This is a genomic window from uncultured Abyssibacter sp., from assembly GCF_964000955.1.
Taxonomy (GTDB): domain Bacteria; phylum Pseudomonadota; class Gammaproteobacteria; order Nevskiales; family OUC007; genus Abyssibacter.
In genome coordinates this window covers 1-18,320 of record NZ_CAXFCL010000208.1, presented here as the reverse complement: position 1 = coordinate 18,320, position 18,320 = coordinate 1, and the positions used below count along the sequence as shown (strand labels likewise).

Annotated in this window: 19 protein-coding genes and 1 pseudogene; 15 read left to right on the top strand and 5 right to left on the bottom strand. The window is 65.3% G+C overall.

All coding sequences use genetic code 11. The features are described from left to right. The 9 genes and pseudogenes from ABNS06_RS10250 to ABNS06_RS10210 form a co-directional block, all read left to right on the top strand. Positions 1–324: pseudogene (locus tag ABNS06_RS10250) on the top strand (tryptophan synthase subunit beta); the annotation flags it as partial. Next, the gene (gene trpA, locus ABNS06_RS10245) at positions 321–1,145 is read left to right on the top strand and encodes a tryptophan synthase subunit alpha (protein WP_348674423.1); all 825 of its coding nucleotides are present in this window, start codon (positions 321–323) and stop codon (positions 1,143–1,145) included. The pseudogene ABNS06_RS10250 and the gene trpA, both read left to right, overlap by 4 nt. Continuing rightward, positions 1,142–1,999, top strand: coding sequence for an acetyl-CoA carboxylase, carboxyltransferase subunit beta (accD, locus tag ABNS06_RS10240; RefSeq protein ID WP_348674421.1), 858 nt, complete (start codon positions 1,142–1,144; stop codon positions 1,997–1,999). Before trpA ends, accD begins: the two co-directional genes overlap by 4 nt. 5 nt (positions 2,000–2,004) lie before the next feature. Then, positions 2,005–3,285, top strand: coding sequence for a bifunctional tetrahydrofolate synthase/dihydrofolate synthase (folC, locus tag ABNS06_RS10235; protein WP_348674420.1), 1,281 nt, complete (start codon positions 2,005–2,007; stop codon positions 3,283–3,285). After that, positions 3,278–4,048 carry an SPOR domain-containing protein gene (locus ABNS06_RS10230; RefSeq protein WP_348674418.1) on the top strand — a complete coding sequence of 257 codons (771 nt, stop codon included), beginning with the start codon at positions 3,278–3,280 and terminating at the stop codon, positions 4,046–4,048. The genes folC and ABNS06_RS10230 overlap by 8 nt, the downstream gene beginning before the upstream one ends. Positions 4,049–4,269: 221 nt before the next feature. Next, entirely contained in the window at positions 4,270–4,788 is a 519-nt protein-coding gene (locus ABNS06_RS10225) for a CvpA family protein (protein WP_348674416.1), read from the top strand. A gap of 42 nt (positions 4,789–4,830) precedes the next feature. Continuing rightward, on the top strand, positions 4,831–6,342 hold the full coding sequence (gene purF / locus ABNS06_RS10220; protein ID WP_348674415.1) for an amidophosphoribosyltransferase: 1,512 nt from the start codon (positions 4,831–4,833) through the stop codon (positions 6,340–6,342). 77 nt (positions 6,343–6,419) lie between these two features. Beyond that, positions 6,420–7,616 (top strand): O-succinylhomoserine sulfhydrylase, encoded by a 1,197-nt coding sequence (locus ABNS06_RS10215; RefSeq protein ID WP_348674413.1) that lies wholly within the window; start codon positions 6,420–6,422, stop codon positions 7,614–7,616. Position 7,617: 1 nt separating this feature from the next. Further along, positions 7,618–8,388: a ferritin-like domain-containing protein gene (locus ABNS06_RS10210; protein ID WP_348674411.1), complete on the top strand. Its 771-nt coding sequence runs from the start codon at positions 7,618–7,620 to the stop codon at positions 8,386–8,388. Here ABNS06_RS10210 and ABNS06_RS10205 read toward each other — a convergent pair. The 3 genes from ABNS06_RS10205 to ABNS06_RS10195 all read right to left on the bottom strand — a co-directional run bounded on the left by ABNS06_RS10205 (position 8,385) and on the right by ABNS06_RS10195 (position 11,735). Next, on the bottom strand, positions 8,385–10,283 hold the full coding sequence (locus ABNS06_RS10205) for a CocE/NonD family hydrolase (protein ID WP_348674410.1): 1,899 nt from the start codon (positions 10,281–10,283) through the stop codon (positions 8,385–8,387). The genes ABNS06_RS10210 and ABNS06_RS10205 overlap by 4 nt on opposite strands. Positions 10,284–10,455: 172 nt before the next feature. Then, entirely contained in the window at positions 10,456–11,199 is a 744-nt protein-coding gene (locus tag ABNS06_RS10200; RefSeq protein ID WP_348674408.1) for a UDP-2,3-diacylglucosamine diphosphatase, read from the bottom strand. Then, positions 11,196–11,735: a peptidylprolyl isomerase gene (locus tag ABNS06_RS10195; protein ID WP_348674407.1), complete on the bottom strand. Its 540-nt coding sequence runs from the start codon at positions 11,733–11,735 to the stop codon at positions 11,196–11,198. The genes ABNS06_RS10200 and ABNS06_RS10195 overlap by 4 nt, the downstream gene beginning before the upstream one ends. A gap of 196 nt (positions 11,736–11,931) precedes the next feature. On the opposite strand from ABNS06_RS10195, the gene ABNS06_RS10190 reads away from it, so the two are divergent. From ABNS06_RS10190 to ABNS06_RS10180, 3 genes are read left to right on the top strand one after another with little or no spacing between them, the layout of a single operon-like run. Further along, positions 11,932–12,204 (top strand): hypothetical protein, encoded by a 273-nt coding sequence (locus ABNS06_RS10190; protein ID WP_348674405.1) that lies wholly within the window; start codon positions 11,932–11,934, stop codon positions 12,202–12,204. A gap of 29 nt (positions 12,205–12,233) precedes the next feature. Then, positions 12,234–12,647, top strand: coding sequence for a hypothetical protein (locus tag ABNS06_RS10185; protein ID WP_348674403.1), 414 nt, complete (start codon positions 12,234–12,236; stop codon positions 12,645–12,647). 5 nt (positions 12,648–12,652) lie between these two features. Next, the gene (locus tag ABNS06_RS10180; RefSeq protein ID WP_348674401.1) at positions 12,653–13,822 is read left to right on the top strand and encodes a glutaredoxin domain-containing protein; all 1,170 of its coding nucleotides are present in this window, start codon (positions 12,653–12,655) and stop codon (positions 13,820–13,822) included. A gap of 3 nt (positions 13,823–13,825) precedes the next feature. On the opposite strand, the gene dusA is transcribed toward ABNS06_RS10180, so the two are convergent. Beyond that, the gene (gene dusA, locus ABNS06_RS10175) at positions 13,826–14,845 is read right to left on the bottom strand and encodes a tRNA dihydrouridine(20/20a) synthase DusA (RefSeq protein ID WP_348674399.1); all 1,020 of its coding nucleotides are present in this window, start codon (positions 14,843–14,845) and stop codon (positions 13,826–13,828) included. Positions 14,846–15,096: 251 nt separating this feature from the next. Between dusA and ABNS06_RS10170 the strand changes: the two genes are divergently transcribed. Continuing rightward, positions 15,097–16,038, top strand: a complete 942-nt coding sequence (locus ABNS06_RS10170; protein WP_165831411.1) for a site-specific integrase — start codon at positions 15,097–15,099, stop codon at positions 16,036–16,038. Here the strand turns inward: ABNS06_RS10170 and ABNS06_RS10165 are convergent. Next, the gene (locus tag ABNS06_RS10165; protein ID WP_207774555.1) at positions 16,026–16,340 is read right to left on the bottom strand and encodes a pyocin activator PrtN family protein; all 315 of its coding nucleotides are present in this window, start codon (positions 16,338–16,340) and stop codon (positions 16,026–16,028) included. The genes ABNS06_RS10170 and ABNS06_RS10165 overlap by 13 nt on opposite strands. Positions 16,341–16,664: 324 nt before the next feature. On the opposite strand from ABNS06_RS10165, the gene ABNS06_RS10160 reads away from it, so the two are divergent. Beyond that, positions 16,665–17,042, top strand: coding sequence for a hypothetical protein (locus ABNS06_RS10160; protein ID WP_348674397.1), 378 nt, complete (start codon positions 16,665–16,667; stop codon positions 17,040–17,042). Positions 17,043–17,109: 67 nt separating this feature from the next. Next, a partial coding sequence (locus ABNS06_RS10155) for a TolC family protein (protein ID WP_348674395.1) occupies positions 17,110–18,320 on the top strand: 1,211 nt, incomplete at its 3' end.

Here is an 18,320-nt window from a genome sequence, read left to right as displayed (position 1 = left end):
CAGGACGACAACGGCCAGATTCTGCCCACGCACAGCATTTCCGCCGGTCTGGACTATCCGGGGGTCGGACCCGAGCACGCCTGGCTCAAGGACTCCGGCCGCGCCGAATATGTCGCCGCCACCGACGAGGAGGCGATGCGGGCATTTCATACGCTGACGCGCGTCGAGGGCATCATCCCGGCGCTGGAGTCGTCGCACGCCATCGCCTACGCCGGCAAGCTGGCGAAGGAACTGGGGCCGGATGCCTCGATGATCGTGAATCTCTCCGGGCGCGGGGACAAGGACATCAACACCGTCGCCGAGCGGGAAGGGATCGAACTGTGAACCGGCTGGACCGGAGATTGGCGGACCTGGCCCGCCAGGGACGCAAGGCGCTGGTGCCCTACGTGGCGGCCGGCGATCCCGCGGGCGAGGACAGCGTCGCGTTGCTGCACGCGCTGGTCGAGGCGGGCGCCGACGTCATCGAGCTGGGCGTGCCGTTTTCCGACCCCATGGCCGATGGGCCGACCGTGGCACAAGCCTGCGAGCGGGCGCTGGAGCACGGTGTCTGCCTGAGCGACGTGCTGGACATCGTCAGCACATTCCGCGAGAGGGATCCGGACACGCCAATCGTGCTGATGGGTTATCTGAATCCGATCGAGTCGATGGGATACGCGCGGTTCGCCGAGGCGGCGAGCCAGGCTGGCGTCGACGGCGTGCTGACCGTGGACCTGACGCCCGAGGAAGCCCCGGACGTCACGTCGCCGCTTCGGTCGGCCGGGCTGGCGCCGATCTTCCTCGCCGCGCCGAACACGCGGGAGCCACGACTGGACGCCATCGCCCGCGAGGCGGCCGGCTATCTGTACTACGTCTCGCTCAAGGGCGTCACGGGCTCCAGCCGGCTGAACACCGACGAGGTCGCCGCGCGCGTGGATGTGCTCAAGGCGCATATCCGCATCCCGGTGCTGGTGGGCTTCGGCATTCGTGACGCCGAGACCGCGGCGGTCATCGCCGAAACCGCCGATGGCGTGGTCATCGGCTCGGCGCTGATCCAGGCGATGGTTGACCGGGGCGGACGGCCGGCGGTCGATGTGGCACGGGATTTTCTTGCACCGATACGCGCCGCAATGGATGCTGGCGCGCAGACCTCAGGGAACGCAGCATGAGCTGGTTGGAGAAACTGATGCCGTCCCAGGCCAGTGGCCGGGACCGCAAACGCAATGTGCCGGAAGGCTTGTGGGTCAAGTGCGACAAGTGTCAGGCGGCGCTTTACCGCGCGGAGTTGGAACGCAGCCTGGACGTTTGTCCGAAATGCGGCGCGCACCGGCCGATCGCGGCCCGGCGGCGCATCGATCTGCTGCTCGACCCGGACGGCCGCGAGGAACTGGCACCCGGTCTCGAGGCCAGTGACCCGCTCAAGTTCAAGGACAGCAAGCGTTATCGCGACCGTCTGACCGCCGCGCAAAAGAGCTCCTCCGAAAAGGACGCGCTGGTCGTCATGAAGGGCGGCATCGACGGTGTTCCCGTGGTGATCGCGGCCTTCGACTTCAATTTCATGGCCGGCTCCATGGGCAGCGTGGTCGGTGAGAAATTCGTCCGCGCCGTGGATGCCTGTCTGGCCGAAGATCGCGCGCTGGTCTGCTTCACCGCCAGTGGTGGCGCGCGCATGCAGGAGGCGCTGTTCTCGCTGTTGCAGATGGCCAAGACCAGTGCCGCGCTGGCGCGGCTGGCCGAACGCGGGCTGCCCTACATCTCGATCATGACCCATCCCACCACCGGCGGCGTGTCCGCGAGTCTGGCCATGCTGGGCGACATCAACGCCGCCGAGCCGGGTGCGCTGATCGGATTCGCCGGTCCCCGCGTGATCGAGCAGACCGTGCGGCAGACCCTGCCCGAAGGCTTCCAGCGCGCCGAGTTCCTGCTGGAGCACGGGCACATCGACATGATCATCGACCGCCGCGAGATGCGTGAACGCCTGCACCGCCTGCTGTCGATCCTGATGCAGCGACCGGCCGCCTGAGCACGATGATCCCGGCGCCCGATACGGCGCTGTCCGGCTGGCTGGGCCGACTGAACGCGCTTGATCCGACACGGATCGAACTGGGGCTGGACCGCGTCCGCCCCGTGGCGCAGGCGCTGGGCATCCTGACACCGTCGGCCCGCGTACTGACCGTGGCCGGCACCAACGGCAAGGGCAGCACGGTGGCCCTGGCCGAAGCGGTGGCCCTGGCAGGCGGGCTGCGCGTCGCCAGCTACACCTCGCCGCACATCCTTCGCTTCAACGAACGCGTGCGCGTCAACGGTCGTGAAGCGGGTGACGACGACATCGTCGCGGGCCTGGAAGCCGTCGAGGCCGCGCGTGGCGACACGCCGTTGACCTATTTCGAATTCATCACCCTGGCCGCGTTGTGGCATTTCAGCCGCCTGGAACTGGATGTGTGGATTCTGGAAATCGGTCTGGGCGGGCGGCTGGACGTGGTCAACGTCATCGACCCGGACGTCGCGGTGATCACCTCCATCGGCCTGGATCACCAGGACTGGCTGGGCCACGACCGTGACGCGATCGCGCGGGAGAAGGCCGGGATTCTTAGGCCGGGCCGCCCGGTGGTTGTCGGTGAACCGGACCCACCACCGGCGCTGCGGACACTGCTGGATGAGCATGATGGCGCGGTGGTCCGGGCCGGTTCGGAGGCCTTGCGCTGGAACGACGAAGCGGCCGGCCCGTGGGGGGTGCATCTCGCCACCCGGAATTACGCCGATCTGCCGGAACCTGGCATCGGGGGCGCCTGTTCCCGGCGCAACGCGGCCACGGCCATTGCCGCGCTGGATTTGCTGCTGGGTGATCTGCCGCCCGCAGCGGTGGCGCGGGGGGTGAGCGACGCCCGCATCGTCGGGCGCCTGCAGCGCATCGGCGACCACCCGCCGGTGATCGTCGACACCGCGCACAACCCGCAGGCTGCCGGCGTGCTCGCGCGCTCGTTAATGCGGCTTTCGGATGATGCCGACGGAGTCTGGCACTGCGTGCTGTCGATGCTGGCGGACAAGGACGTCGCGGCGACGGTCCGTGCGTTCGAGCGCGCATGGTCGGAGCCGTCCCGGATCCGCTGGTATTTCGCCGACTCGCCGGGACCGCGCGGATTGTCCGCGCAACAGCTCGCGGAACGCGCGGATCGGGGCGGGGATTGCCTTGCTGACGTGCCGCGGGCGCTGGATCGCGCGCGCGACGAGGCAGGCCTCCATGGCCGTGTCGTATGCTTCGGATCTTTCCTGACTGTCGAATCCGCATTGCGCCATCTCCATGAGTGATGCCCTCAAGGCCCGACTGCTGGGCGCCGCCGTTCTGGTTGGCGTGGCACTGCTGATCCTCGGGGCCCTGCTGGGCGGCCCCAAGGAGCGCGCCGCGCCGGCGGGCAACGTGATCATCATCCAGCCGAACCCGGAAAAGCCGCCGAGCCTGACCCAGCGCCCGGTCCAGCCCGCGGCCGAAGCGGATGCGGAGCCGGAGCTGGCGAAAGTGAAGCCGGAACAGCCGGTGGCGGGCGATGAACCCGCCGAGCCGGCGGCGCGCAGCGAGCCCCCGGCGCAGGCGCCAACCCGAACCGAACCCAGGGTCGCGGCGCAGAAGCCCCCCGAACCGGCCAGGTCGCCGACACCGAAGCCGGCGCCGACGAAACAGCCGGCACCCAAGCCCGAGCCGGAACCGGCCGCCAAGCCGCCCCAGGATGACCTGTACGCGCGGATCGCCGGTACGGCGCCGACGCAACCCAAGCCGGCCGAGAGCAACATCGAGCCCAGTCCGCCGCCGGCTGCCGAGACACCGAAGGCTTCCGTGCCGGATGATGGCTGGCGGGTGCGCGTGGCGTCCTATGGCGATGCGGACAATGCGCAGCGCATGGAGCAGCGGCTGCGGGACGCCGGTTTCCGCACCCGGAGCGAAAGCGTGCGGATCAACGGCCGAACCTACACGCGGGTCCATGTCGGCCCGTACGCGACGGAGCGCGAGGCGAAGGCCGCGCAGCAGACGCTCAAGGCGAAAATCGGCGAGGCGGGGCAGTTGATCGCACCCTAGCGGCCCCGTGCGCCAGCGCCATTGCGTCCGTCGAATCCGGGCGTTTGTTGCTACACTATGACAGCGGCGTCGGCACCATCGGCGCGCTTCGCGAATCGCTGTCCCGGACCGGATCCTGTGCTCCCACTGTCTCGATCGCTGCAATGCATCTTCGTGGTCACTGCTTCAATCCGGCCGGACGGCTGACCCGCTGCGTCGTCATGCGGAGCCGGTGAATCATCATGGTCTGGGTCGACTACCTGATTATCGCCATCGTCGCGGTCTCGGCGCTGATCAGCCTGTTTCGCGGCTTCATCAAGGAAGCCTGTTCGCTGGTCACCTGGGTGCTGGCGTTCTGGGTGTCGATCCGGTTCGCATCCACCGTCGCGGGCCTGTTCGAACCGTATATTTCGGCGCCGTCGGCGAGACTGGGCCTGGGTTACGTGCTGCTGTTCCTGCTGGTCTTGATTCTTGGCGCGATAGGCACACATTTCCTGACGGAACTGGTCAAGAAAACCTATTTCGCCGGCACGGATCGCATGGTGGGCGTTCTGTTCGGCATCGGACGGGGCCTGATCATCGTCACCGTGCTGGTGATGGCGGCGCAGATCTTCACGCCGGTCCAGCAGGACCCGTGGTGGCAGGCATCGGCGTTCCTGCACCATTTCGAGGCCCTGGCCGACTGGGTTCGGGGTTTCCTGCCGGATGATTGGTCGCAAACCGTGATCGAACGTGCGGTCACGCAGCAAGGCGGCGAGTAGTCGCGTCGCGGGTTTCTACACTCAAGTTTACGGACACCAGCTATGTGCGGAATTGCCGGAATCGTCTCTCACCAGCCGGTGAATCAGGAACTCTACGACGCGCTGACCGTGCTGCAGCATCGCGGTCAGGACGCCGCGGGCATCATGACCGACGCCGAGGGCCGTCTGTATCTGCGCAAGGAGAACGGCCTGGTCCGCGATGTGTTCTCGCAGACGCACATGGAGGCGCTGATCGGCAACATGGGCATCGCCCACGTGCGGTACCCGACCGCCGGCTGCGACTCCAGCGCCGAGGCCCAGCCGTTCTATGTCAACTCGCCGTTCGGCGTTGCGCTGGCGCACAACGGCAACCTGACCAACGCCGACGTGCTCAAGCGCGAGCTGTTCATTCAGGACCGCCGCCACATCAACACCGATTCGGATTCAGAGATCCTGCTCAACGTCTTCGCGCACGAGCTGATGGAACGCGACAAGCTGCGTCTGTCGTCCGATGACGTGTTCGAGGCGATCTCTCGGGTGCACGAGCGCTGCCGCGGTGCCTACGCCGCCGTGGCGATGATCAGCGGTGTCGGCATGGTTGGTTTTCGCGACCCGCACGGCATCCGCCCGGTGGTCTACGGCAAGCGCGAGACCCCGGAAGGCACCGACTACATCATCGCCTCGGAAAGCGTGGCGCTGGACAGCCTCGGCTACGAGTTGCTCGGCGACATCGCACCGGGCGAGGCGGTATTCATCTCCACCGACGGCCTGCTGAGCAAGCGCCGGTGCGCGCCCAGCGCGAGCTACGCGACCTGCATTTTCGAGTACGTCTACCTCGCGCGGCCGGACTCGGTGATCGACGACGTCTACGTCTACAAGGCCCGTCTGCGCATGGGTGCCACGCTGGCGGACAAGATTCGCCGCGAATGGCCCGACCACGACATTGACGTGGTCATTCCCATTCCCGATACCAGCCGTACCTCGGCGGTGCAGCTCGCCAACGATCTGGACGTGACGTACCGCGAAGGGTTCATCAAGAACCGCTACATCGGCCGCACCTTCATCATGCCGGGGCAGGCGCAGCGCCGGAAATCCGTGCGCCAGAAGCTCAACCCCATCGATCTGGAATTCCGCGGCAAGAACGTGCTGCTGGTGGACGATTCCATCGTTCGCGGCACGACTTCCCGCGAGATCATCCAGATGGCCCGTGACGCTGGCGCGGAAAAAGTCTATTTCGCCTCGGCGGCGCCGCCGGTGCGCTATCCCAACGTCTACGGCATCGACATGCCGGCCGCCAGCGAACTGGTCGCCCATGGTCGCTCGCACGAGGAACTCGAACGCCTGCTCGGTGCCGATCGCCTGATCTACCAGGATCTGGACGATCTGGTCGAGGCGGTCCGCGCCGGCAACCCGAATTTGCAGGAGTTCGACACCTCGGTGTTCGACGGACGCTATCCGACACAGGACGTCGACACCGATTACCTCAACCAGCTCGAACTGTTCCGCAGCGACGCGGCCAAGGAAACGCGGCGCCGTGCCGGACAGCCGGTGATCGAGATTCACAACACCGCCTGAGGCGGCCGCCCGGTGACGGCGCAGCCTGGTTTGCGGCATGCTGCTCAGCCCCGAACCGCGCACGTCAGTCCGAACTCATGAGCGACAGCAGCAAACCGACCGATCTCGACCCCGACTGGGGCACCGCCACGCTGGGCGTGCGCGCGGGCGAGATGCGTTCGGAGTTCGGCGAGCATTCGGCGGCGATCCACGCCACGTCCAGCTTCGTCTTCGACAGCGCCGAGGCCGCGGCGCGGCGATTCTCCGGCGAAGAGCCGGGACTGATCTATTCCCGCTTCACCAACCCGACGGTGCAGGGCTTCGAGCGCAAGCTGGCGGCGATGGAGGGCGGCGACGCCGCCGTGGCGACGGCGTCCGGCATGAGCGCGATCCTGTCGTTGCTGCTGGCGACCTTGCGTAGCGGCGATCACATCGTCGCGGCCAAGGGCCTGTTCGGGTCCACGACGGGCTTGCTGAACAACATCATCGGCCGCTTCGGCGTGACGGTCAGCTATGTCGCGCCGGCGGACACCGACGCCTGGCGAGCCGCCGCGCGGCCGAATACCCGGCTGTTCCTGGCGGAAAGTCCGACCAATCCGCTCTGCGAAATCTCGGATATTCCGGCGCTGGCCGACATTGCCCGCGATGTCGGCGTGCTGCTGGCGATCGACAACTGCTTCTGCACGCCGTCGCTGCAAAAGCCGCTGTCGCTGGGCGCGCATCTGGTGCTGCACTCGGCGACCAAGTTCCTGGACGGCCAGGGTCGCGCGGTCGGCGGCGCGGTGGTTGGTGACGCCAAGATCGTCGGCGAGGACGTGTTCAGCGTGCTGCGGACCGCCGGGCCATGCATGAGCCCGTTCAACGCCTGGATCTTCCTCAAGGGGCTGGAGACGCTGGATGTGCGGATGCAGGCGCATTGCCAGCGTGCCGAGCGCATCGCCGCCTGGCTCGCGGAACAGCCCGCGGTCGCGCGCGTCTACTACAGCGGCCTGCCGGATCATCCGCAGCATGCGCTGGCGAGCCGTCAGCAAAGCGCGCATGGCGCGATCGTGGCTTTCGATCTCAAGGGCGGTCAGCCCGCGGCCTTCAAGCTGATCAACGCCACACGACTGTTCTCGATCACCGCGAATCTCGGTGACACGCGCAGCACCATCACGCATCCGCCGACCACGACGCATTACCGGATTGGTCCGGAATTGCGCGCCGAGGCGGGCATCAACGACGGGCTGGTCCGGTTGTCGATCGGGCTGGAGGACGCGGACGATCTGATCGCCGATCTCACGCGCGGTCTCTGACATGGGCGGGCAATCCGCCGTGCTTGCCGCCTATCTGGCGGACGATCCGGTCGACAAGTGCGCGCGGGTGATGGCGTTGGCGCCCGACGATGCCGGGCCGCTGGCGGGACCGATGCCCGATCAGCCGGGCCGACCGGCCGCGCCGCTGCTCATCCATCCGGCGAAGGTTCCCAAGCGCAAGCTCGGCTCGCCGGCGGGGCGGGCGGCGCTGGTGCACGCCGTCGCTCATATCGAATTCAATGCCATCAACCTGGCGCTGGACGCGGTGCTGCGCTTCGCGGGCATGCCCGAGGCGTATTACCGCGACTGGCTGAGCGTCGCCCGCGACGAGGCGCGGCATTTCACGATGCTCAGTGGCCGGCTGGCGGAGCTGGAGACGGCCTACGGCGATCTGCCGGCACACAACGGGCTGTGGGAGATGGCCGAAAAGACCGCCCATGATCCGCTGCACCGCATGGCTTTGGTGCCCCGGGTGCTGGAGGCGCGCGGTCTGGATGTCACGCCCGGCATGATCGAACGCCTGCTCGAGGCCGGAGACAACGAGACCGTCGCGCACCTGCGGGTGATTCTGGCCGAGGAAGTCCGGCACGTGGACATCGGTTCACGCTGGTTCCGGTTCCTGTGCGAGCGCCGTGGCCAGGAACCGGGTGATACGTTTCACGGGTTGCTCGATCGTTACGGCGTGACGGTCGGTCGCGGGCCGCTGAACCTGCCGGCCCGTCGCCGGGCCGGCTTTTCCGAGCAGGAGCTCGAGCTCATCGCGGCTGGCTAGTTGGTCCCGTCCGGTGCGGCCAGCGCCGATGCGGGCACGACCGGAACGGCGATCGAGGACGGCTGGACGGTCGTGCTGTCGATACGCAGCACGCCGACGACCTGATCCAGCAGGTCGGTCACCGGAGGCAGGCCGTGCGGGAAATCGCTGGCGCCGATCGCCACCCGCAGGCTGTGCCCTTCCTGGATGACGAAGCTGGACGGGAAGATTTCCACCTGGGCCAGCACGGCTTCGCCGGGCGTGAGCGGCGTGACGGACTCCTGCGTGAACGGATGCCAGGGCTGGATCGACTGGCCGTCCATCTTGCGCGACTTGGCGACATCCACCTCGCGCAGTGACAGCGTGAGCGTGCCGTTGGTGATTTCGGTGGACACGCCATTCGGGCCGACATCGGTGATCCGGACCGCGACGCTGCCATCGGTCCCCGCCACCGAGGCGACCCACAGATCGGCCTGGATCGGGCCGTTGACGTAGTAGTCCTCGGTCATCGGTTCGGTGGTGTAGGTCACCGCGCCCAGCAACGGGATTTCGTTGACGTTGTTCTGACCCTGGAAGCAGGGCAGCGGCAGCAGTTCCAGCACGCCAGCGGTCCATTGCGAGGAGCTGATGGAGCAGATGCCCTGCACCGGGTATTGAGCGGTGAAGTTCGGTGCTTCCTCCAGCCCGGGCAGGTCGGCCGTCAGGCGCTGGTCGCCGCGCAGGTACCAGCGTTCCAGCCGCGCCTGGGGATGCGGCCAGTCGCTGGCCCGCAGGTAGCGCTCCTCGCCGTAGACATACTGCGTGACGTTCGGAACGGTTTCGGCCTCGTTGTCCATGTCCTTCAGATACCGGTCGAACCACAGCAGGGCGATGTGATCGAGATCGGGCACGCCGTCGGCGGGCAGCCCGGCGCCGAAGGAGGCGTCGATGTGCGTCCACGGGCCAATCAGCAGCTTGCTCGTGGCCTGTCGCTTGATCACGTCGTAGAGCATCGGTTCGCCGCGCTGGAACAGGTCATGCAGACCGCCGACGATGAAGCTCGGTACGCGAATCTTGTCCGCGACTTCGATCGGTGAGCGTGTACGCCAGAACTCGCTGTCGAAGTTCTGGCCGCCGGTGCCCAGCACCGCCTCAAGGATGATCGGCAGGTCGTAGGTGAGGGTGCCGATCAGGTGGTCGACCAGTGTCGACAACGATTCCGGTGACGGGTGCGCCGGGATCAGCCCCAGGCCGGTGACCAGACCGATCCACAACGGGATGAAGCCGACGTTGACCTGTCCGCCGGAGAAGACGATGTCGCGGTAGGCATCGCCCATTGGCACGATGGCGAAGATCGCGTCATGCGCAGGATGTTGCCAGGCCCCGGTATAGATCTGGGTGATGCCCATGAACGACGGGCCCCAGGTGCCGATGCGACCGTTGCTCCAGGGCTGCTCGACGATCCAGTCCAGAACCTCCTTGTAGTCGAGCTGTTCGCGATCGCTGAAGATTTCCCAGGTGCCCTGTGATGTGCCGGTGCCACGGACATCGACCGTCACGTGCGCGTAGCCGTGCTCGACGAAGAACGAGTTGAAGGCAAACCCCTCGATGTAGCCGCTCGCGCTCTTGTTGTACCCGGTCTGGGTCAGGATCACGGGCAGCGGGTCGGCCGCAGCATTGCCATCGGCGTCGGCCGGCAGCATCACCTGCACGGACAGCTTCACCCCGTCACTCATGGTGATGTATTCGGCAGGCAGGCGCGTTGTCGCGGCGTAGTCCGGGTCGCGCTGGTAGTCGAACCATTCCGCCGAGACGGCCGGGTTCTCGGTGTCGCCGGTGGCGCTGCTGTCATCGCTACCGGAACAGCCCGCCAGCAATGCCAGTCCGGTCAGTACGAAATAAACGCCGAGGGTCGCGCCAAAACGCTGCAGGGTCATGTCTGCCTCCTTTCTTGTGTTCGTTGGTGATGCCCGTGAGCATCGGCCCGATCGAACGCCGGGCTGTAGATGACACAAGCATGCAACACCGGGCGACAGAATGCATTGACCGGAATTCGAGTTTTTACGTAGGAAATTGCCGAACCACCGGTAAAACGGCGGCAAACTCGATTCAGGCGGCAGCGAGTTGCGGCGGGGTGATCGGGATGAAGTCGATGGCGCCGTCATCGGCCAGCGTCATCACCGAACCGCCGGTATCCACACGCCAGTCCTCCAGGACATAGCGCTCGATGATCTGCTTGCCGCGCCCGACCCGGTGGATCGCCGGTCGATGCGTGTGGCCATGGATGACGCGTGCGACCTGCTCGGTGCGGGCGGCGGCGTAGAGCGCCTTGTCGTCGACATCGGTGATGTCCAGCGCCTTCATCGGCGTCGCGTCGCGGCTGCGTTGCCGCAGGCGGTCGGCCACGCTCATCCTCCAGCGCTGCGGCATGCCGTAGAAAGCGCGTTGGACGGAAGCGCTGCGAACGATGGCGCGGTAGGCCTGATAGCCGCGATCCTGGGTGCAGTAGCGATCGCCGTGGGTGAGCAGCGTACGCACGCCGGCGAGCTCACCGATCCACGGATCGGGGATCAGCGTGGTGCCGGTCGCGGATGCGAAGATGTTGCCGAGCAGGAAATCGCGGTTGCCGTGCATCACCCGGATTTGCAGGCCGGCGGCGGTGGCGGCGGCCAGTGCATCGATGCTCGCGACGTGTTCCGGCATGGACAAATCGTCGCCCAGCCACACGTTGAACAGATCACCCAGGATGAAGACCGAGGACGCCTCGCGGGCCGGCCCGTCCAGATACTCCACGAAGCGCCGGGTGAGTCCGTCACCCGGCGCCAGGTGGAGATCCGACAGAAAGTGGATCACTCGGAGTCGACGATCCGCACGGACTCGATGACCACCAGCGGCTGCGGCACGTCGGAGCGGAACGGGCCCTGGGCGCCGGTGGGCAGTTCGGCGATCTTGTCGACCACATCCATGCCCTCGACGACCTTGCCGAACACCGCGTAGCCGTAGCCGAAGGAAGTCTCGCTGCGGAAGTCGAGCCGGCCGTTATCGCCATGGTTGATGAAGAACTGGGCGGTCGCCGAATGCGGATCATTGGTCCGCGCCATGGCGATGGAGCCGCGCTCGTTCGACAGACCGTTGTTGGCCTCGTTCTTGATCGGGTCCCGCGTGTCCCTGCGTTGCAGCGACTCGGTGTAGCCGCCGCCCTGGATCATGAAGCCTTCGATCACGCGGTGGAATACGGTGCCGTCGTAGTAGCCGTCGTTGGCGTACTCGACGAAGTTCGCGACGGTGTTCGGCGCCTTGTCGGCGTCCAGTTCCAGCACGATCGGGCCTTCGGAGGTTTGCATGTCCACCCGAACCATGTCGGCCGTGGCAGCAGCGGAAGTTGTCATCAATATCAATCCGGTCAGTAGAGTGGTGCGAGTCAGCATATGCTGTGAATCTCTGCGCTATGGTTCCGGGACGCATCATAATCGGCATGCGTGACAAAACCGACCCCGGCGCTTGTCCCACGCCGAGGAGGGAACATCTAATCGGAGCGTTTGTCCTCTCTACTGAGGTACAAACCAACCATCAGGAGGTAGACCGATGGCGAGTTCAGATGCTGATTTGAAAGCCGTGAAGGACGATCTCGAACGCTTGCGTGCGGATGTGCGCGCACTGGCGGACACGCTGCAGGCCTCGGCCAAGAGCCAGGCCGCCAGCGCCAGGGCGCGCGTGAAGGACAGCGTGGAGCAGGGCCGCGAGCAGCTCGTCGCGACCGAAAAACAGGCCGAGGCCAAGATTGGCGAATACCCGTTGCAAAGCGTCGGAATCGCATTTGGCATCGGCTTTCTGATCGGCCGGCTGGCCGGGCGCTGATCCGCTTGCTGGCCGGCATGCTGGAGGGAGTGCGACGGGGTGCAAGACGAGGGGCGGCGACGTTCCTGGTCTTCGGGTTGATCCTGGCGTGGCTCAGCGTCGCATTGTTTCTGCTGCTGAGCGAATGGTTGCCGGCATCCGCCGCTGCCGCGCTGGTGGCGGTCGCCGTGGCGCTGGTCTACGCGCTCGGTCGCGGCTGGGCCGGCCTGCGGCAACAGCGACGGCAGCGCACAGCGCCGTCGCAAAACGTCACAATCTCGCCGGAGGCGCTGGCGCTGATGCGTGACTGGGTAGGCGACAACCCCTGGATGGCGACGGGACTGGCGGCGGGGCTGGGCTGGGCCACCGCGCAGAACGACCGGCTGCCACTGGAGGCCATGGAACAGCTCGTCGAACTGCTGCGCGGGATCGAGGCCGCGAGCGGCGGCGGGGACGGCGCGTAGCGACAGTGGGCGCGCGTGCGCTCGGTGTTCTGGCTGCCGGACTGTGGTTCGCGCTGCTGACCTCTCCGGCCCATGCGGTCGAGAAGGGGACGGCCCCCGCCGAAACCGGGGCTGTGCTCGAGGTCTTCGTCCGCGAGGGTTGCCCGCACTGCGCGGATGCCAAGGCATTTCTCCCCGGGTTTCTCGCCGAGCGCCCATGGCTCCGCGTGGTCTACCGCCCGGTGGACCGTGACGAGGCGGCGCGTGAGGACCTGATGCGCTATTCGCGCGGAGCAGGTGCGTGGCCGCCTGGCGTGCCCACCTTTGTCTACAACGGCTATCTGATTGTCGGCTTCGAAAGTCCCGAGCGGACCGGGCCGGCGCTCGCCGATCTGGTGGAAGGCACACCGGATGCGCCAGCCGAGCCCGGAGCGCCAACGGTGCCGCGATCGGTTTCCGAGGTCGACACCACGCTGTTCGGACCGCTGAGCGTATCCCGGCTCGGGTTGCCGCTGTTCACCCTCGCGCTGGGATTGCTGGATGGCTTCAATCCCTGCGCGATGTGGGTACTGCTGTTCCTGCTGTCCATGCTCGTTCACCTGCGCGATCGCGCCCGCATGGCGCTCATCGCGGGCACGTTCGTGCTCGTCGGCGGCGCGGTCTATTACGCGTTCATGGCGGCGTGGCTCAACGTGTTTCTCGCGGTCGGACTGCCGACGCTGCTGCGGCTGATCCTCGCCGCGGTGGCCGTCACCATCGGCGCCATCAACCTGCGCGACTTCTTCGTCGAGCGGCAGGGTTTCACCTTGTCCATCCCGGACTCCGCCAAGCCAGGGCTCTACGCGCGCATGCGTCAGATCGTCCGCGCGGAGCATGTGGGTTTCGCGATCGCAGCCGCGGCTGCGCTGGCCGTCGTCGTCAACATCGTCGAATTGCTCTGCACCGCCGGATTCCCGGCGCTGTACACCGCGATTCTGACCCAGCAGGACCTGGGGGCGGCCGCGCACTACGGCTATCTGGGACTGTACATCCTCGGGTATATCGCCGATGACACGCTGATGGTGACGATCGCGGTGATCTTTCTCGGCAGCCGCCGGCTGACCCGGGAGACCGGTCGCTGGCTCAAGTTCATCAGTGGTGCGGTGATGCTGGGGCTGGGCCTCGTGCTGGTGCTGCGGCCCGGCTGGCTGCTGTAGGTCTCAGGCGGCGGCCGTCTGCCGCCGGGACGTCGACGCGCTCTCCACCGCGGCGAGCGCGGCATCGAGCACCGCCATGCCCGCATCCGGCGCGTGGCTGCCTTCGGACAGGACACGGCGAAAATTCCGTCCACCCGGCTGGCCGTGGTAAAGGCCCAGCAGGGGACGGATCATCCGACCCAGCGGCGTGCCCCGCGCCAGTTCGGCCGCCACATGTCCGCGGTAGGCTTCCAGTGCCTCGCCACGGCTGATCGGCGGGCGTGCATCCCCGAACAGCGCCGAATCCACCTCGCTCAGCAGATACGGCCGCTGATACGCGGCCCGGCCGATCATCACGCCATCGACATGCGCGAGATGCTCGTGGGTCTGATCCAGCGTCTCGATGCCGCCGTTGATCGCGATGGTCAGGTCCGGTCGCGCCTGCTTGATGCGGTAGACGAAGTCATAGCGCAGCGGCGGAATGTCGCGGTTCTCCTTCGGCGACAACCCGTCCAGCCAGGCCTTGCGCGCATGCACGATGAACACCTCGCAGCCGGCGGCCGCCACGGTGTCGATGAACTGCTCAAAGGGTTCGTAGGCATCCTGCCGATCGATACCGACCCGCGTCTTCACCGTTACCGGAATGCTCACCGCCGCCTGCATCGCCGAGACGCATTCGCCGACCAGCGCGGGCTCCGCCATCAGACAGGCACCGAAGCGACCGTTCTGCACCCGGTCCGACGGGCAGCCAACGTTCAGATTGACCTCGTCGTAACCCCAGTCCTCCGCCAGCTTGGCGCAATGGGCGAGGGCGGCGGGATCGCTGCCACCCAATTGCAGCGCGACCGGATGCTCCGACTCGCCATACGCCAGATGCCGCTCCACATCGCCGTGAATCAACGCGCCCGTCGTCACCATCTCGGTGTAGAGCAGGGCATGCCCCGACAGAATGCGGTGGAAGGCCCGGCAGTGCCGGTCCGTCCAGTCCATCATCGGTGCGACGCTGAAGCGCCACTGCCCAGAAATTGAAGAATTACGCGACAAAACAGTTGCTTATCGTGGTTTCTTGTCCTCCATGGGACACGCGTTTTTGTGCATTTAGAGGTATTATAGAGACGGTGGTGCACAAAAAAGTGCACAACGAGTGAGCGTTGTGCACCGGAATTGGAGGAAGAATGGCGACCATAACTAAGTGGAAGAATGCGAACGGGACGATGTCATATCGGGCCCTCATACGTGTCAAGCGAGAGGGCAAGATTATCGCGTCTGAGTCCCGCACGTTTCCGCGTCGTGCCATGGCCGAGAACTGGTCGCGTAAGCGCGAGACCGAGATCAAAGGGGAGGGCAGTACTCGAAAGCTGGCGCTAAAAGACATCACCGTTGGCGACGTCATCCACCGCTATCGTGCCGAGTACGAACAGCTCAGTGGATGGGCTCGCTCAAAACGTGAGCATCTGCGGTTCCTCGCCAAGCACGATATCGGGCGCGTCAAAGTCCAGGACCTGACGAGTCAGGTGTTGATCGACCATGTGCGGACAAGGCGACAGGCTGGTACAGGGCCATCAACTGTCATGAACGACATCACTTGGCTGAAAGCCGCGTTCTCGCCGATGAATGTCGCGTGGGACTTACCGTTCGATATGACTGTGTTTGAAGACGCTCTGCAGTTCAGCCGCGACCAGAAACTCGTCCGTCGTTCACGGCGACGTACGCGTCGCCCGACAAAGGATGAATTGAGCCGGCTCGACAAGTACTTCGCGCAGTCTGATCAGAACGCCATGATCCCCATGCAGGAGTGCGTCAAATTTGCGCTCGCGTCCTCACGCCGACAAGCCGAGATCACCCGGCTTCGGTGGGACGACTTGATTGAGAAGGATCTTGTGATTGTAGTGCGGGACGTGAAGCACCCTCGCACCAAGAAAGGGAATGACCTTGAAAGCAAGCTCACGCCCGAGGCGCTCGAGATCATCAAACGCCAGCCGCGAACCAGTGAACTGATCTTCCCGTACAACCCCAAGTCCGTTGGAGCACGGTTCACCCGCGCTTGCCGAATACTCGGAATTCAGGATCTCCGCTTCCACGATCTCCGTCACGAGGCTACATCGAGGTTGTTCGAGCGCGGGTATGCGATCCACGAGGTGGCAGCGTTTACGCTCCACCTGGATTGGAACATCCTTCGCAGCTATACACATTTGAAAGCGAAGGATGTTCCAACCCGGCCGTATCAGGCGGCATAGGCCATCCCGATGTGGTGGCGTTTGGCTTGAGCGCGTTGCTCGTCGATGAGTTGTGCGAGATCTTCGATGTGGACGAACCAAGGTGACTTTTGCGATCCCGTCCGAAATGTCGGAACGGGTAGTTGATTAGTCGCGGCCTTGCGTCGGGCCTGACCTTCTTCCATCCCGAAAAAATCGCCGCAAATCGCGGTGAGTTCAACGATGGGGCTGCCGAATCTTTGGACCAGGATTTCTGCAGTAGAACGGTTCATGGTGATATACGTGGTGTGCATGTACATCATCAAAGGGACGGGGCCGGACATTTGCGCATCGCATGACCGCTGGGGCACTTATTTGGCCGATTGCATCTCGTCGAACTGGCCGCGTTGTGCCAACAGCCGTCATTCGCAGGTCAGTTTTTTCTCTTGCCAAGCCGTCCGTCTGACCGGGACCGAACCCGTTTACTGATAAACCGGACACCGGTCGTTTCGGGGTTCTCCAGGGGGCGTAGTACCCCCTCCATCGCATCCCGTCGCCCCGTGTGAGAAAAAAATCAATGCTGAGGCACTTTGTTCGCCAAGTGATTGTCTGAGTTCCGACTTATCAGATAGACTTCAAGCAGTCCTCCTCAGCTACGTTCTCGTCACTTGCATATCAATTATCACAAATTGGTCTGTTTCCTGGTCATCCTCGTGCTGGCCAGCCGCATCCTGGGCGCGCATGCCCATGCGTGCTCGGACGGTGACCTCGACTGCCTGAAGGAAGCGCATGCAGACGCGATAGCCCACGTTAGTGAATCGTGCGCAGACGAGACCTGTATAGACACCAAGGTTGAAGCGGCAGACGGCATCCTGGTCAAGCTGCTCGACGTCGATGAAAGCGATTTGCTCGCCGTTGTTGCAGCTGTATTGCTGGGCTTGTTTATCGCGCCGCGCATATTGCTCGTCGCGCAGCGCACCACGCCGGTGCCTCGCCGCCGTGTTGGTCTCAGCCCCCCAGCGCGAGCCCCGCCCTTAGCACTCTAGATATCGCCTCCGGTGCCAATGCGGCACCGCCATGCGCCTTTTCGGCGCAACGATTTCTGGAGTCACCATGTCTGGTTATTTTTGCCGGATGGCGCTTTTCGCCATCGGGTTCACTTGGCTTGCAGCGGGCCATGCACAACCGCAAACCGCTGACGCCCTGACCTTGGGCGAGACGATTCAACGGGTCACCGACAACAACCCGTCCCTGGCGGCCTATGCGCCGCGTTTGAAGGCCTTGGCCGGGGAGCGAGCTTCAGCGTCGCTTTCACCGCCGTTGGCGCTCAATGCCGAAGCGGATGAGTTTGGCGGGACCAATGAAGCACAGGGCATCGACGGCGTTGAGTTAACGCTGGCTCTTTCCAGCGTCATCGAGCTGGGTGATCGTCCTGCCTTCCGCACCGCCATTGTTGATGCACGGGAAGGGTTGTCCGTTGCGCAGCGACGCACGCAGTTGCTGGATGTGCAGGCCAAAGCTGCCCGGTTGTTTGTAGAACTGGCTGCGCTGCAGCAGGAGCTTGAGGTCGCCCGCCAAGCGGAGGATCTTGCGCGCCAAGCTGAAGAGACCGTGGGCCGGCGGGTCAGCCGTGCACGCGCTCCACAAGCGGAACTGGACCGCGCCAAGGCCGCAACGGCCCGCGCCAGCCTGGAGGTGGGCCATATCGAGCATCAGCTGCCGACTGTGCGGACCAAGTTGGCCGCGTTGTGGGGTGCTGAGCAGCCCGGATTCCAGGTAGTTGATGACGATGCGCTGTTTCATCCCGGTAGCGCAGGGGCCTTCGAACCGATGGTCGAAGCACTGAACCGCAACCCGGACCTTCAGCAACTGGCCAGCCAAGAGCGAATCCAAACGGCCAGCTTGCGCCTGGCCCAGTCAAACGCGCGTGGCGACATTCGCTGGCGGGCGGGTGTGCGTCGGCTGGAAGGCAGTGATAGCACAGGCCTGGTTGCCGGGGTGAGCATTCCCTTGTTCTCCGGCCGCCGCGCGCAGGGCGACATTGCCGCCGCGACGGCGCGACGCGAGGCCGCCCGGTTTGATTCGCAGGCCGCCGTTATTGCCGCACGCGCGACGCTGTTTGAAGCGTGGCAGCACCGGACCCACGCCATCGAGGCGTTCGCCATGTTGCGGGATGCGGTCATCCCCAGGTTGGAGTCTGCCCTGGCAGACACACGTGAGGCCTACCGGGCTGGGCGCTACAGCTACCTGGAGTTGATTGCCGCCAGGCAAGAGCTGATCGATGCGCGTCTGGCGCTCGTCAACGCTGCACGCCGTGCCCATCT

Coding starts and splice junctions, on each gene's coding strand:
- ABNS06_RS10190 (WP_348674405.1), top strand. CDS start 11,932: ATGGCGAGTTCAGATGCTGATTTGAAAGCCGTGAAGGACGATCTCGAA.
- ABNS06_RS10195 (WP_348674407.1), bottom strand. CDS start 11,735: ATGACAACTTCCGCTGCTGCCACGGCCGACATGGTTCGGGTGGACATG.
- ABNS06_RS10230 (WP_348674418.1), top strand. CDS start 3,278: ATGAGTGATGCCCTCAAGGCCCGACTGCTGGGCGCCGCCGTTCTGGTT.
- ABNS06_RS10210 (WP_348674411.1), top strand. CDS start 7,618: ATGGGCGGGCAATCCGCCGTGCTTGCCGCCTATCTGGCGGACGATCCG.
- ABNS06_RS10205 (WP_348674410.1), bottom strand. CDS start 10,283: ATGACCCTGCAGCGTTTTGGCGCGACCCTCGGCGTTTATTTCGTACTG.
- folC (WP_348674420.1), top strand. CDS start 2,005: ATGATCCCGGCGCCCGATACGGCGCTGTCCGGCTGGCTGGGCCGACTG.
- accD (WP_348674421.1), top strand. CDS start 1,142: ATGAGCTGGTTGGAGAAACTGATGCCGTCCCAGGCCAGTGGCCGGGAC.
- ABNS06_RS10225 (WP_348674416.1), top strand. CDS start 4,270: ATGGTCTGGGTCGACTACCTGATTATCGCCATCGTCGCGGTCTCGGCG.
- ABNS06_RS10165 (WP_207774555.1), bottom strand. CDS start 16,340: ATGTCCGGCCCCGTCCCTTTGATGATGTACATGCACACCACGTATATC.
- ABNS06_RS10170 (WP_165831411.1), top strand. CDS start 15,097: ATGGCCGAGAACTGGTCGCGTAAGCGCGAGACCGAGATCAAAGGGGAG.
- purF (WP_348674415.1), top strand. CDS start 4,831: ATGTGCGGAATTGCCGGAATCGTCTCTCACCAGCCGGTGAATCAGGAA.
- ABNS06_RS10215 (WP_348674413.1), top strand. CDS start 6,420: ATGAGCGACAGCAGCAAACCGACCGATCTCGACCCCGACTGGGGCACC.